We start from the raw sequence: 12,874 nt of genomic DNA, 5'->3' as shown, positions 1-12,874 counted from the left end.
TGCGCGAGCCGAACTTATTGCGACAGGACCGGATGGTCCCGAAGCACGGCTTCTCGAATCCAGCCTGCCTGGATCGCACGCGACAAGATCTGCGCCGTCTTGATGTCCTCAGCCTTCATGCAGAGATCCACGATACGGCGCACCGCATCGTCGCGCATCAGATCGTCGGAGATCTTCATCGCGATCTCCATTGCGGTGCGGGCCGCGCGTTCATAGCGCTCGCGCGTGCTGGTCGGCGCCGAAGCTCCGGCGGCTTCGGCAATCGCCTGCGCAGCCTGGCAGATGTTGCGAATCCGGTCGGCTGCTTCGATGTCGCCGATCGGCGTCCCGATTGGCTCGTCCCAGACGTCTGCCGGCTCTCGCCTCGCGAACCACTTCATTGCCCAACCAATGGTCTTCAATTGCTCGCGGCGTTCAGGACATGCGGCGCGGGCCGATCGCCTCGAACTGCGCCTTCTGCTCGTCGTTGAGCGTGGCGTAAAAATCATCGAGCGCCGCCCGCACCGATTTGATCCCGTCCAGCATGACATCGAGCCGCTTGCGGATCGCGGCCATGCGGGCCGGCGGTGTCATCACCTCATTGGGCTCGCAGGCCGCCTTGAGAGACGTGCTGACTTTGGCGCTGGTGTCCTGGAGCACCTGGAGCGCCGCTCGCTGCGTGTCGTTGGGACGAAGCCTGTCCTCGATCGTGGCGCCGGGCCAATCGAACGCGGCGGGCGCAGCGCAAGTCTGCACCGACGATCCGCTCGCATTGTTCGATGCCGCGGCACGACGCTGATCGTCGGCGAGCGCATTGAAGCGCGCCTTCTGCTCGTCGTTAAGCGAACCATAGAACTGGTCCAGCGCAGGCTGGACCAGTTCGACGGCTTTCTGCATCGCCTCGACACGCTGCTGCATGGCGGCAAGCCGGCCGGGCGCCGTCGCTGCGGCCTGCGTCGGACAGGAGGTGCGGATCAGCGCCGCCGCGTCGATCGAGGCGTTGCCGAGCGCATCGAGAGCGGCGCCTTGCGCACCCGTCGGCTGCACCGCGGCCGCGATCTGATCGATCGGCAGGCCGACGATGGCGCGGCGATCGCTGCCGCAGAGCTGATCGAGCGGCGCACTGCGCGCCCGTCGCCGTCCCTGCGGCTGCTGCGGCAGATAGGCCGACAGACGATCATAGCCATAGGGGCCGAAAATGCCGGCATAGATGTCCGGATAGCCGTAGCCCCAGAAGCCGAGCCCGTCGCCCCAGATCGTGTAATCGTAGAGGTCGTTATAGGCGAACGGCCAGAACAGCGGCCCGACCCAGCCGTAGCCGCCGCCGGGATGTTGCCACCATCCGCTGCTTGCACCGCTCCAGCCGGCGAGTGCTGCCGCCGCGGCGATCTGCGCGCGGGCCGCCGGATTGCTGATCAGCCGGCCGTTGCGGAATGCGCTGGCGTTCCAGGCGTTGCGGAAGTTCGCCGGCCGTATCGCGGCATTGCGGATCTGACCGAAATTCGGACCGCCACGTCGGGCACTGGTTGTGAACCGCATCCCGCGATGATGCCCGCCGCCATGCGCGTGCCCGCCGTGGCCGCGGAAATGGCCGCCGCCATGATGGCCATGGCCGTGCCCGCCTCCGTGGCCGCCGCCATGTCCGCCACCGTGTCCGCCCTTGGCCAGCGCCGCACCCGCCAGCATGCAGGCAAAGGCCATTGCGGCAATTCCAACGACCGGTCGCACCATCGCACCCTCCCGCGCACAGCCCTGCCATTGAGGCATCGGAACTTGGCGGGAATTGGAACCGGCAACATTGCCGAAAGTTCCCGATTCCGGAGCGCGCGCCTTTACGCCTCCGGCACGATCTTGCCGGGATTGAAGATGTTGAGCGGATCGAGCGCCTTCTTCAGGGCCCGCATCGCATCGAGCGCCTCGGGGCCGAGCTCCGCCTTGAGATATTTCTGCTTGCCCTGGCCGATGCCATGCTCGCCGGTGCAGGTGCCGTCCATCGCCTGCGCACGCTCGACCAGACGATGCATGAACTCCTCGCCCCGCGCCATCTCGTCGGCATCGTTGGTGTCGCAAACCAGCGAGCAGTGGAAATTGCCATCACCGACATGGCCGACGATCGGCGACAGCAAATTGAGCCGCTTGAGATCCTCCTCGGTCTCGCTGACGCAGTCGGCGAGCCGCGAGATCGGCACGCAGACGTCGGTCGCGACCACGCCGATGCTGCCGCCGGGCCGCAGCGCCTTCACCGACCAATAGGCGTCGTGCCGCGCCTGCCAAAGCTTGGTGCGGTCCTCCGGCTTGGTAGTCCAGGAAAAATCGCCGCCGCCGCATTCCCTCGCGATCTCGCCGAACGCTTTGGACTGCTCGGCGACCTCGATCTCGCTGCCGTGGAATTCCAGCAGCAGCAGCGGCGTCTCCGGCAGCGTCAGCTTCGAATAGGCGTTGCAGGCCTTCACCTGCGCTGCATTGAGCAGTTCGATGCGCGCGACCGGAATGCCGGTCTGGATCGCCAGGATCACGGCCTGGCAAGCGCCGTGAACGGTCTCGAACGACACCGCGCCGGCCGCGATGGTCTCGGGAATGCCGCGCAGGCGGATCGTCAGTTCCGAGATGATGCCGAGCGTGCCTTCGGCGCCGACGAACAGATGCGTCAGGTCGTAGCCCGCCGCGGATTTCTTCGCGCGCGTGCCTGTGGTGATGATCTCGCCGTCGCCGCGCACCACTTTCAGCGCCAGCACACTGTCGCGCATGGTGCCGTAGCGCACCGCATTGGTGCCTGAGGCGCGGGTCGAAGCCATGCCGCCGAGCGAGGCATCCGCGCCGGGATCGATCGGGAAGAACAGGCCCTGGTCGCGCAGATGCTCGTTGAGCGCCTTGCGGGTGACGCCGGGCTGGATCACGCAGTCGAGGTCCTCGGCATGCACCGCCAGCACCTTGTTCATGTCGCGCAGGTCGATCGAGATGCCGCCGGCGGGCGCGTTGACCTGGCCCTCCAGCGAGGTGCCGGTGCCGAAGGGAATGACCGGCACGCGATGTTTCGCGCAGATCCGCACCACGTCCTGGATGTCGGCGGTCTCCTGCGCCATTACCACGCCGTCCGGCGGCTGGTTGGGAATCCACGTCGTGGTATGGCCGTGCTGCTCGCGCACGGCCTGCGAGGTGATGAGGCGGTTGCCGAAGCGTGCGGCAAGCTGCTCCAGCGTGCTCGCGAGGGCTTTCGGCTCCGGCCGCGGCGGATTATTGGTGATGGTCGTACCCACGGAATTCCTCCCGACAGAAGAACCGTGGCAAAGGACATTAAACCGGTCAAGTCAAGCGACCGGACGCATAGCTTGGGAAGGACACATGCCGGAGACTTCCGCCACAGCGCCCGATGCGGAGCCGTTCCGCTCCTCGATCATGCAGGTCGAGCCGCAATGGATCGACTATAACGGCCATCTCAACATGGCCTATTACAACGTCATGTTCGACCGGGCGATCGACGAGTTCTGGCTCGAACTCGGGATTGGCCCGGTCTACAAGAAAGAGCGCCACGGCTCGACCTTCACCGCCGAGTGCCACGTGCGCTATTTGCGCGAGATCCATATGGGCGATCCCGTGCAGATCTTCGTCTGGCTGCTCGACGCCGACGACAAGCGGCTGCACACGTTCGAGGAGATGCGGCACGCGTCAGAGGGCTGGCTGTCGGCGACGTCCGAGAACATGTCGCTGCACATGGACATGAATGCGCGGCGCGTCGCGCCGTTTCCGCCCGACATCAGCGAGCGTATTGCGGCGATCACCAAGGCGCACGCCGCCTTGCCTCGGCCTGTAGGCATCGGCCGCAGCGTGGCGATGCCCTCGAAGAAATAGCTTTCAGGTGCCGTCTGCCGCTTGTGGTTCACCTCTCCCCGTTGGGGAGAGTTCGGGTTGCGAAGCAATCCGGGTGAGGGGCCGCAGCGCTCACTGAGACTGCAACCCCTCACCCGGATCGCATCTTTCGATGCGATCCGACCTCTCCCTACGGGAGAGGTGGAGACACAGCGCTATACCCTGTTGCGGCGCGCCAGGCCGACGACGGCCGAGACCAGGAACAGAACGACTGCGATGAAGAAGATGATCTTGGCGATCTCGATCGAGGCGCCGGCGACGCCGCCGAAGCCCAGGATGCCGGCGATCAGTGCGATAACCAGAAACGTCACAACCCAGCCTAGCATGGTCAAACCTCGTCTTGATGTTGTCTGCGATCGACGCGGCTGGCCGCGCCACCTGTCCTGACAATCTCGACGCGGGAACGATAGTTCCGGCCCCGACGGGCGCGAAATTCGCTGACTCAGCTGGAACAAATCGGCCTGCCGCGCACGTGGAAAACCCGGCCCGGCGCCCCATATAGGCACCAATCCCTGTTAAGAAGGCTCCCTTCCACCACCCCGCGGTGCCATCGTGGGGCCGATGATTCGCATGACCGAGCCGAGCAAGATCACAGCCGTACCCGACCACCAGCCCGCAGCCGGCGGCATCGCCGCGCGTGCGCGCGCCTCGCTGGGCCCGAAATACCTCGCCGGGCTCAATCCGGAGCAGCGCGAGGCGGTGGAGACGCTGGACGGCCCGGTCCTGGTGCTGGCCGGCGCCGGCACCGGCAAGACTCGCGTCCTGACCACGCGCATCGCCCACATCCTGAGCCAGGGTCGCGCCCGTCCCGCCGAGATCCTGTCGGTGACCTTCACCAACAAGGCCGCGCGCGAGATGAAGCACCGGCTCGGCCAGATGCTCGGCCACGCAGTAGAGGGCATGCCCTGGCTCGGCACCTTCCACTCCATCGGCGGCCGCATCCTGCGCATCCATGCCGAGCTGGCGCAGCTGAAGGCGAACTTCACCGTGCTCGACGTCGACGACGAGGTCCGGCTGCTCAAGCAGTTGCTTCAGGCCGAGAACATCGACGAGAAACGCTGGCCGGCGCGGATGCTGGCCGGCCTGATCGACGGCTGGAAGAACCGCGGCCTGATGCCCTCGCAGGTGCCGTCGGGCGAGGCCGCGATGTTCGCCAACGGCAAGGGCGGCAAGCTCTATGCGAGCTATCAGGAGCGGCTGAAGATCCTGAACGCGGCCGATTTCGGCGATCTCCTGCTGGAGAACATCCGCATCTTCCGCGAGCACCCGGATATCCTGCGGCAGTACCAGCAGCGCTTCAAATTCATCCTGGTCGACGAGTACCAGGATACGAACGTCGCGCAATATCTGTGGCTGCGGCTGCTGTCGCAGGCGCCTGCGACAAGCAAGGCCGCCATTCCGGGGCGCGTTGAAGACGCGAACCCGGAATCTGGAAGTGAGGACTCATCTCGAGATTCCGGGTTCGATGCTGCGCATCGCCCCGGAATGACGGAGCGCGCGGCACTGACGGCGGCTCCTGCAGCTCCCACCAAAAACATCTGCTGCGTCGGTGACGACGACCAGTCGATCTATGGCTGGCGCGGTGCGGAGGTCGACAACATCCTGCGCTTCGAGCACGATTTCCCGGGTGCAAAGGTCATTCGCCTGGAGCGCAACTACCGCTCCACTGGTCACATCCTCGCCGCCGCCTCGCACTTGATCGCGCACAATGAAGGCCGGCTCGGCAAGACGCTGCGCACCGAGGACGTCGAAGGCGAGAAGGTCACCGTCACCGGCTCCTGGGATTCGGAAGAGGAAGCCCGCGGCATCGGCGAGGAGATCGAGCAGCTGCAGCGCCAGGGCGAGAAGCTCAACGAGATCGCCATTCTCGTGCGCGCCTCCTACCAGATGCGCGAATTCGAAGACCGCTTCGTCACGCTCGGCCTGCCCTACCGCGTCATCGGCGGTCCGCGCTTCTATGAGCGCGCCGAAATTCGCGACGCGCTGGCCTATTTGCGCGTCATCAATTCGCCGGCCGACGATCTCGCCTTCGAGCGTATCGTCAATACGCCGAAGCGCGGGCTTGGCGACGCCACGGTGCAGATGCTGCACGACCACGCCCGCAAGCGCCGCATTCCCCTGTTCGAAGCGGCGCGCGCCGTGGTCGAGACCGACGAGCTGAAGCCGAAGGCGCGCGGCTCGCTTCGCGACCTCATTGCGCAGTTCGACCGCTGGCGCGCCCAGCGCGAGGTCACCGCGCATACCGACCTCGCCCAGATCGTGCTCGACGAGAGCGGCTATACCGAGATGTGGCAGAAGGACCGCTCGGCGGACGCCGCGGGCCGGCTGGAGAACCTGAAAGAGCTGGTGCGCTCGATGGAGGAGTTCGAGAACCTGCAAGGATTCCTGGAGCACATCTCGCTGGTGATGGACCGCGAGGGTGGCGCCGAGGACGATGCGGTGTCGCTGATGACGCTGCATTCGGCCAAGGGCCTCGAATTCGACAACGTCTTCCTGCCGGGCTGGGAGGAAGGCCTGTTCCCGAGCCAGCGCACGCTGGACGAGCAGGGCCGCGCCGGCCTCGAGGAAGAGCGCCGGCTCGGCCATGTCGGCCTGACGCGCGCCCGCCGCCGCGCAAAGATCTATTTTGCGACCAATCGCCGGATCCATGGCACCTGGTCGACCACGATCCCATCGCGCTTCCTCGACGAATTACCGGCGGCCAATGTCGAGATCACGGAATCCAAGGGCGGCTCTGGATGGGGCGGCAGCGGCGGCTACGGCGCCTCGCGCTTCGACGACATGGAGGCGTTCGGCTCGAGCTATTCGACCCCGGGCTGGCAGCGCGCGCAGGCGAACCGCAACCGCAGCGGTGGCCGCTCTGGCGGAGGCGGTCACGGCGGCTTCGAGGAAGAGGCCGCCACGTTCTCGTCCTCCTCGTCATCGAGCCCCGATTTCGGCAGCTTCTCCTCGCGCCGCCGCGGGCCGCTGACGATCGAGGGCGAGTTGGTCGCCAAATCGACCGGCACGACGTCCGAATTCTCGCTGGAAGACCGCGTCTTCCACCAGAAATTCGGCTATGGCCGCGTCACCAAGATCGACGGCAACAAGCTCACCATCGCCTTCGACAAGGCCGGCGAGAAGAAGGTCGTGGACAGTTTTGTGCAGCGGGCGTGAGGCCCGATATGGCTCAGTACGTTGCCATCATTGAGAACGCCGACCCGGACGAGGCCGTCGGCGTGTGGTTTCCGGACCTGCCCGGCTGCATCTCCGGCGGCGATGATGTCGACGAAGCCCTCGAGAATGCGCCTGAGGCGTTGGCATTCTATGCGCAGGAGCTGATCGCGGACGGTCGCCAGCTGCCCCCGCCGCGGACGCTGGACGAGCTCAAGGCCGATCCGGAGTTTGCCGAGGACGTCAGGAACCACACGGCCGTCCTGATCGAATGGCCGCCCGCCGCGGACGCGGAGTGAGGACTGTTCGCCGCACTGGCGCAACTCTCGACAGTTCTCGCCCGAACGCCCCTTGACCACCGCGAACTTCCCCGTATCAGATAAACCCATGGTCCGGGGCTCCATCACATTGATCGTGCTTGCATTGGGGATGCCGTCGCTCAGCGCGGCGGAGACCATGAGCTTTGGCGATTCGATCGGGAAGCTGGCGGCGAGCTGCGGCGCGGAAATCGTTGCCAATTGCCGCGGCGTCAACCCGGACTCGACCCGCCTGAAGGAATGCCTGTCGCGCAACCGGGACGTCCTCTCGCCGCAATGCGCGAGCGACTATCTCGGCGTCTTCGACGCCATCCAGAAGCGCGTCGCCGCGCGCGTCACTGTGGCGAATGCCTGCCAGCGCGAGATCGTCAAGGTCTGCGGCGGCTCGACCAAGGAGACCAGCAAGTCGGTCCCCTGCCTGGTCTCGACGCCCAAGGGCATCAGCAACAACTGCCTGAAGGCCGTCGACGACGCGGGGTACCGCTGATGCGCGCGAACGGGCTCGCCACCGCAGGACTGGGCCTGGCGCTGGGTCTCGCTTTGCTTGCGGGTAGCGCCGGCGCGCAGACGGCGGCGCCCACCCGCGACGACATCGTCGCGAAGCTGAACCATTTCGAAGAGTCGGCCGAGGTCGACCTGCCCGCGCTGAAGCAGCAGGTGATGGAGCGCGCCAAGACCAGGATCAAGAACGATCCGGGTCCGGTGAACCGGCCGCTGATCGCGCCTGACCTCGCCAAGCTGCCCGCTTTCAACGCGCAGATCCAGTTCGACGCCGACACGCCGATCATCCAGCCGGCATCCTACCAGACCGTCGGCCGCATCGCGGACGCGCTGGTTCATTCCTCGCTGCTGCCCTACACCTTTCTGATCGTCGGCCACGTCGAATCCAATTCGAAGACGCGCGAGGCCAATGCGATCCTGAGCCAGCGCCGGGCGGATGCGATCCGTGACGTCCTGGTGAACACCTTCAAGATCTCGACCAAGCGGCTGCATCCGATCGGCCTCGGCGAGGAGCAGTTTCTCGACCGGGCCAAGCCGACCTCGGCCGTCAACGGCCAATTGCAGATCCTGACTTATGCCAAGCTGCCGGAGGAGGCGCCGCGTCCGGCTGCAGCCCCTGCGCCTGCGGCGAAAAAGCCCGCCAAGAAGCGCTGAGCGAAGGCGGCTCCGCACCTGACGGAACCCTTTGAAGTGCGGGCTATTTTGCAGCCTGTCCCGGGCGCGCGCAGACGGTTTTGCGCGACAAAAGTGCCGGTTTGTGCACCGCCCGGTCCAGTGCTATAGCCTCTGTTCGCCCTTCCCGACCCCGTGCTGCATGAGACCGAAATGGGTGGCTTTTTCCAGCGCCAACTTGCCGTTTATGTCGAGTACCATCGCGATCCCCGCAACACGGCGATGCATGTGGTCGGCATCCTGCTGCTGTTCACCGGCGCCGTGCTGCCGCTGACGCTGGTCAAGCTTCCGCTGTTCGGATTCCACGTCAGCCTGGCAGTGATCCTGGCCTTGCCGGTCTTGATTTATTGGCTGCTGCTCGACGCGGCGCTCGGGCTCGGCATTCTGGCCGTCTCCGTCGTGCTGTTTTCGGTTGCGACGACCATCGCGGCGCAAGTCAGCACTGCGATGATGTGGGCGATTTTCGCGACGCTGGTGGTGCTCGGCCTCGCCGCACAGAGCATCGGCCACAAGGTTTTTGAGGGGCGCGAGGCCTCGTTGTTCACGTTCCCCTCGCATCTTTTGCTTGGACCGATGTTCGTCATGGCAAAATTATTCATTGCATTGGGCTTCCGTCGCGACCTTGCCGCGATTCTGGCGCCTGTTCCGGCCAATTCCCTTTCAACCCGATAACGTTCGAAGCGAAACAGTAACCTTCTGCATGGCTCTCGTCCTGGTTACCGGTGGCAGTGGCTTCATCGGACATCACCTCGTAGAAGCACTCCGCGCCCGTGGACAGCGGGTCCGCGTTCTCGATGTCCGTGTGCCGAACGCGGCGAACGCAGATGTCGAGCACGTCCACGGCTCGGTGCTGGACTGTGCCGCGGTCGATGCGGCGATCGCCGGTTGTGATCAGGTCTATCACCTCGCCGGCCTGCCCGGCATGTGGGTCGCCAACAAGCAGGACTTTCACGAGGTCAATTGCCGTGGCACCGAAATCGTGCTGGCGGCTGCGATGAAGCGCGGCGTCTCGCGCTTCCTGCACTGCTCGACTGAATCGATCCTGTTCCCCTATTCTGACCTCAAAGGCGTTCCCGCCGAAGAGGCGCTGCAGCCGGCCGAGGCGATGCCCGGCGCCTATACGCGGTCGAAATCGCTGGCCGAGCATCATGCCGCCAATGCGGCAGCCGCGGGTTTTCCGCTGGTGATCGGCACGCCGACCATGCCGATCGGAGCCGCCGACCACAATCTGACGCCGCCGACCGCGATGCTCTGGTACTTCCTGCAGAAGAAAGTGCAGCCTCATCTCAACTTCCTGGTCAACCTGGTCGACGTCCGCGACGTCGCCATGGGCCTCGTCCTCACCATGGAACGCGGCCGCCTCGGGCAGCGCTACATCCTCGGCGGCGACTGTGTCCCGCTCGGCGACATCCTGCGCATGATGTCGGCGATGAGCGGCCGCCGGCAATTTCCGATCGTCGTACCGGGCAAGATCGCCGAGCTCTCCGCGATCATGCTCGAATACATCGCCGACCACATCACGCGCCGGCCGCCGAACGGCACCGCCGAGGGCGTGCGGATCGCGCTCGCCGCCAGCGACCTTTCGATCGGCAAAGCCCGTAACGAGCTCGGCTATTCGCCGCGTCCGATCGAGCCGGTCTTGCGCGAAACCATCACCCATCTGCTCGCCCGCAACGGCCAGCAGCCCTCCGGCGCCCTCAAGCATCACGCGCTGTCCTCGCGCGCGAGCTGACGCCGCCGCTTCAAACGCAAAGAACCTTCATGTCTTTCGATTTCAGCAAGCTTCTCTCTGTCGCCTGGGGTGGCTGGACCACGACCTGGCCGACCGAACTCCTGGCTCTGCTCTGGCTCGCTTTTCTGGCCAGCTGGGTCGGCGCCTCGTTCTGGCAGGGGCAGACCAAGAAGCAGGTCATGACGCTGGAGTCACAGCGCTATCGCCTGCCGATCCTGGTTGGCGGCATCCTGTACACGCCGTTCGTCGCGGAGATCCTGGGCTTGAAGCCGCTCTGGGTGCTCGGTAACACCGGCATCGCGATCGCCGCGATCCTCTCGGCCGCTGGCATTGCCTTCGCCTGGTGGGGCCGGCTGCATCTTGGAAAATTCTGGTCCAACACCATCACCCAGAAGGAAGACCATCGTGTCATCGACACCGGGCCGTACGGCTTGGTGCGCCACCCCATCTACACCGGGCTCATCTTCGGGATGCTGGTGACCGGCGTCGCGATCGGCTTGGTGACGTCGATTCTCGGCGCGATCCTGATCTCGCTCGGCATGTGGCAGAAGGGCCGGATGGAAGAGGTGTTCCTCTCGAAGGAGCTCGGCGAGGACGCCTATGGCGCCTATTGCCGCCGCGTTCCGATGATCATTCCGTTCACGTCGCCGCGGTGACGACGTAGCCCGCCTCACTCGCGTGTCCCGGACGCGCTGCAGCGTGCAACGCTGCTGCGCAGAGCCGGGACCCAGATTGCGACTTGTGCATACCGGTGAGATGGGCCCCGGCTCTGCAGCGCATCGCGAAGACGCGCTGCGCTGCGTCCCGGGCACGAGAGCACGATCCGCCTTCCCAAGGAACCACCGCGCCGCTCGTCCGTTAGCGCTCGATATCTGCCACAGCCGCAGAGCATCGAGCCATGTCGGACGCCTACGATTATTTTCGCGCACACGCGATCGCCGCCGTCCGCAAGGCGCGGGCGCTGCCGCCCGGGCGGACGAAGCAGAAGCAGCGCACGGTGGCGCGGGTCTATCATCTGCTCTCCCGGGAAGCGGCGCTGGCGCCGAACATCCGTCACCTGGACGATTTTCGCGCGGCACGACGGCTGGAGCGGCAGATCGGTCGTTGACCTCCGGGTCAAGCCGCGACTCTCCCATGCAAATTCGATCGGCTGCCATTCCTCGGGAATAGGCCCTTGCGGTGAGCCGCACAGGTTGACGTCTGCCCCGTGAGCCAGTTGGATGCGCGCGCACACAGGGGCTCATCATGACGTTTTCCAGCATCTTCGCGCAGTTCGTCGCGTTCATCGGCGGCATCGCACTGCAATGGCGCAAGATGACGGGCACCGAGCCCGCGCCGGCCTGGGGCGAGAAGCCCGCCATTCCCGAAGCGAAACCGCAAGGCGCGATCCCCACCTTGAAGATGCCGACCGCACGCGGATGGCGCGACGGACAGAAGCCGATCGCTGCACCCGGGCTCAAGGTCAATGCGTTCGCGACCGGCCTCGACCATCCGCGCTGGATCGAGGTGCTGCCCAATGGCGACGTGCTGATCGCAGAGGCAACGCAGATCGCGGGCGCCCCGCGCAGCGTGTTCCACTATGCGATGCAGGCGACGATGCGCCGCGCCGCCGCGCTCGGCGTCTCCGCCAACCGCATCACGCTGTTGCGCGACAAGGATGGCGACGGCGTTGCGGAGGTTCGCGGCGCGTTCATGGAGAACCTCAGCCAGCCGTTCGGCATGGCGCTGGTCGGCGACACTTTCTATGTCGGCAACACAGACGGCGTGATGGCTTTTCCTTACGTTGCCGATGCCGATCGCATCACGGCGCCGGGCAAGCGGCTGACGACGTTCAAGCCCGCCGGCCACTGGACACGCAGCCTGCTCGCCAGTCCCGACGGCAAGAAGCTCTATGCCGGCGTCGGCTCGCTCAGCAACATCGCCGAAATGGGCATGGAGGTCGAGGAAGGCCGCGCCGCGGTCTACGAGCTCGATCTCGTCGCCGGCACGCATCGCATATTTGCGGCTGGCCTGCGCAATCCCGTGGGCCTTGCCTGGGAGCCGACGACCGGCGTGCTCTGGACCGTCGTCAACGAGCGCGACGGCCTCGGCGACGAGACGCCGCCCGACTATCTCACCTCCGTGCGCGACGGCGGCTTCTACGGCTGGCCCTATTGCTACTGGGGCAAGACGGTGGACCACCGCGTGCCGCAGGATCCGGCGATGGTCGCCAAGGCGATTCAGCCGGACTATGCGCTCGGTGGCCACACCGCGTCGCTCGGCCTGTGCTGGATGCCCGCAGGCACCCTGCCCGGCTTCGGCGACGGCATGGTGATCGGCCAGCACGGCTCGTGGAATCGCAGCACGCTGTCCGGCTACAAGCTGGTGTTCGTCCCGTTCGCGAACGGCAAGCCCTCCGGCCCCGGTCGCGACATCCTGTCGGGCTTCCTGTCGCCGGACGAGAAGGAATCCTACGGCCGCCCGGTCGGCGTCGCGATCGGCCCGGACAAGACGTCGCTGCTGATGGCCGACGACGTCGGCAACGTGATCTGGCGCGTGACGGGGGCGTAAGGGCGAAGGAGGCACCACGGGTTCGAAAACCTCTCCCGCGTGCGGGAGAGGTCGGCGCAACGCGCCGGGAGAGGGTTCTATCCTCTTGGTGATTGTCCCGTCG

14 protein-coding genes are annotated in these 12,874 nt (G+C 65.7%); 10 read left to right on the top strand and 4 right to left on the bottom strand.

The window, feature by feature from the left end; all coding sequences use genetic code 11:
* Positions 1 to 14 precede the first annotated feature (14 nt).
* From HZZ16_RS16105 to HZZ16_RS16095, 3 genes are all read right to left on the bottom strand, one after another.
* Entirely contained in the window at positions 15 to 380 is a 366-nt protein-coding gene (locus HZZ16_RS16105) for a hypothetical protein (RefSeq protein WP_197949418.1), read from the bottom strand.
* A gap of 34 nt (positions 381 to 414) precedes the next feature.
* Complete coding sequence (locus HZZ16_RS16100; RefSeq protein WP_197949417.1) at positions 415 to 1,710, bottom strand: Spy/CpxP family protein refolding chaperone; 1,296 nt, start codon at positions 1,708 to 1,710, stop codon at positions 415 to 417.
* A gap of 101 nt (positions 1,711 to 1,811) precedes the next feature.
* Positions 1,812 to 3,236 (bottom strand): FAD-binding oxidoreductase, encoded by a 1,425-nt coding sequence (locus HZZ16_RS16095; protein WP_197949416.1) that lies wholly within the window; start codon positions 3,234 to 3,236, stop codon positions 1,812 to 1,814.
* Positions 3,237 to 3,321: 85 nt separating this feature from the next.
* Between HZZ16_RS16095 and HZZ16_RS16090 the strand changes: the two genes are divergently transcribed.
* Complete coding sequence (locus HZZ16_RS16090) at positions 3,322 to 3,828, top strand: thioesterase family protein (RefSeq protein ID WP_197949415.1); 507 nt, start codon at positions 3,322 to 3,324, stop codon at positions 3,826 to 3,828.
* Between the two features lie 173 nt (positions 3,829 to 4,001).
* On the opposite strand, the gene HZZ16_RS16085 is transcribed toward HZZ16_RS16090, so the two are convergent.
* Entirely contained in the window at positions 4,002 to 4,172 is a 171-nt protein-coding gene (locus tag HZZ16_RS16085) for a DUF1328 domain-containing protein (RefSeq protein WP_197949414.1), read from the bottom strand.
* 235 nt (positions 4,173 to 4,407) lie between these two features.
* Between HZZ16_RS16085 and HZZ16_RS16080 the strand changes: the two genes are divergently transcribed.
* The 9 genes from HZZ16_RS16080 to HZZ16_RS16040 all read left to right on the top strand — a co-directional run bounded on the left by HZZ16_RS16080 (position 4,408) and on the right by HZZ16_RS16040 (position 12,771).
* The gene (locus HZZ16_RS16080; protein WP_197949413.1) at positions 4,408 to 7,002 is read left to right on the top strand and encodes an ATP-dependent helicase; all 2,595 of its coding nucleotides are present in this window, start codon (positions 4,408 to 4,410) and stop codon (positions 7,000 to 7,002) included.
* Between the two features lie 8 nt (positions 7,003 to 7,010).
* Entirely contained in the window at positions 7,011 to 7,298 is a 288-nt protein-coding gene (locus HZZ16_RS16075) for a type II toxin-antitoxin system HicB family antitoxin (RefSeq protein WP_197949412.1), read from the top strand.
* Between the two features lie 88 nt (positions 7,299 to 7,386).
* Positions 7,387 to 7,803: a hypothetical protein gene (locus tag HZZ16_RS16070; RefSeq protein ID WP_197949411.1), complete on the top strand. Its 417-nt coding sequence runs from the start codon at positions 7,387 to 7,389 to the stop codon at positions 7,801 to 7,803.
* Positions 7,803 to 8,471: an OmpA family protein gene (locus tag HZZ16_RS16065; protein WP_197949410.1), complete on the top strand. Its 669-nt coding sequence runs from the start codon at positions 7,803 to 7,805 to the stop codon at positions 8,469 to 8,471. Before HZZ16_RS16070 ends, HZZ16_RS16065 begins: the two co-directional genes overlap by 1 nt.
* Before the next feature lie 171 nt (positions 8,472 to 8,642).
* A complete protein-coding gene (locus tag HZZ16_RS16060; protein ID WP_197949490.1) occupies positions 8,643 to 9,161 on the top strand; it encodes an Mpo1 family 2-hydroxy fatty acid dioxygenase in 519 nt (172 codons plus the stop codon).
* A 28-nt stretch (positions 9,162 to 9,189) separates the two neighbouring features.
* Positions 9,190 to 10,221 carry an NAD-dependent epimerase/dehydratase family protein gene (locus HZZ16_RS16055; protein ID WP_197949409.1) on the top strand — a complete coding sequence of 344 codons (1,032 nt, stop codon included), beginning with the start codon at positions 9,190 to 9,192 and terminating at the stop codon, positions 10,219 to 10,221.
* 29 nt (positions 10,222 to 10,250) lie between these two features.
* Positions 10,251 to 10,877, top strand: coding sequence for a methyltransferase family protein (locus HZZ16_RS16050; protein WP_197949408.1), 627 nt, complete (start codon positions 10,251 to 10,253; stop codon positions 10,875 to 10,877).
* 242 nt (positions 10,878 to 11,119) lie between these two features.
* Entirely contained in the window at positions 11,120 to 11,329 is a 210-nt protein-coding gene (locus HZZ16_RS16045) for a hypothetical protein (RefSeq protein WP_025038081.1), read from the top strand.
* 137 nt (positions 11,330 to 11,466) lie between these two features.
* Complete coding sequence (locus HZZ16_RS16040; protein ID WP_197949407.1) at positions 11,467 to 12,771, top strand: PQQ-dependent sugar dehydrogenase; 1,305 nt, start codon at positions 11,467 to 11,469, stop codon at positions 12,769 to 12,771.
* The last annotated feature ends 103 nt before the right edge of the window (positions 12,772 to 12,874 follow it).

The sequence above is a fragment of the Bradyrhizobium glycinis genome (assembly GCF_016031655.1).
GTDB classification, from domain to species: Bacteria; Pseudomonadota; Alphaproteobacteria; order Rhizobiales; family Xanthobacteraceae; genus Bradyrhizobium; species Bradyrhizobium glycinis.
Note: the sequence above shows the minus strand (reverse complement) of the source record. Positions and strands in the feature narration are given on the sequence as shown.

Coding starts and splice junctions, on each gene's coding strand:
- HZZ16_RS16105 (WP_197949418.1), bottom strand. CDS start 380: ATGAAGTGGTTCGCGAGGCGAGAGCCGGCAGACGTCTGGGACGAGCCA.
- HZZ16_RS16100 (WP_197949417.1), bottom strand. CDS start 1,710: ATGGTGCGACCGGTCGTTGGAATTGCCGCAATGGCCTTTGCCTGCATG.
- HZZ16_RS16090 (WP_197949415.1), top strand. CDS start 3,322: ATGCCGGAGACTTCCGCCACAGCGCCCGATGCGGAGCCGTTCCGCTCC.
- HZZ16_RS16085 (WP_197949414.1), bottom strand. CDS start 4,172: ATGCTAGGCTGGGTTGTGACGTTTCTGGTTATCGCACTGATCGCCGGC.
- HZZ16_RS16080 (WP_197949413.1), top strand. CDS start 4,408: ATGATTCGCATGACCGAGCCGAGCAAGATCACAGCCGTACCCGACCAC.
- HZZ16_RS16075 (WP_197949412.1), top strand. CDS start 7,011: ATGGCTCAGTACGTTGCCATCATTGAGAACGCCGACCCGGACGAGGCC.
- HZZ16_RS16070 (WP_197949411.1), top strand. CDS start 7,387: ATGGTCCGGGGCTCCATCACATTGATCGTGCTTGCATTGGGGATGCCG.
- HZZ16_RS16065 (WP_197949410.1), top strand. CDS start 7,803: ATGCGCGCGAACGGGCTCGCCACCGCAGGACTGGGCCTGGCGCTGGGT.
- HZZ16_RS16060 (WP_197949490.1), top strand. CDS start 8,643: ATGGGTGGCTTTTTCCAGCGCCAACTTGCCGTTTATGTCGAGTACCAT.
- HZZ16_RS16055 (WP_197949409.1), top strand. CDS start 9,190: ATGGCTCTCGTCCTGGTTACCGGTGGCAGTGGCTTCATCGGACATCAC.
- HZZ16_RS16050 (WP_197949408.1), top strand. CDS start 10,251: ATGTCTTTCGATTTCAGCAAGCTTCTCTCTGTCGCCTGGGGTGGCTGG.
- HZZ16_RS16045 (WP_025038081.1), top strand. CDS start 11,120: ATGTCGGACGCCTACGATTATTTTCGCGCACACGCGATCGCCGCCGTC.
- HZZ16_RS16040 (WP_197949407.1), top strand. CDS start 11,467: ATGACGTTTTCCAGCATCTTCGCGCAGTTCGTCGCGTTCATCGGCGGC.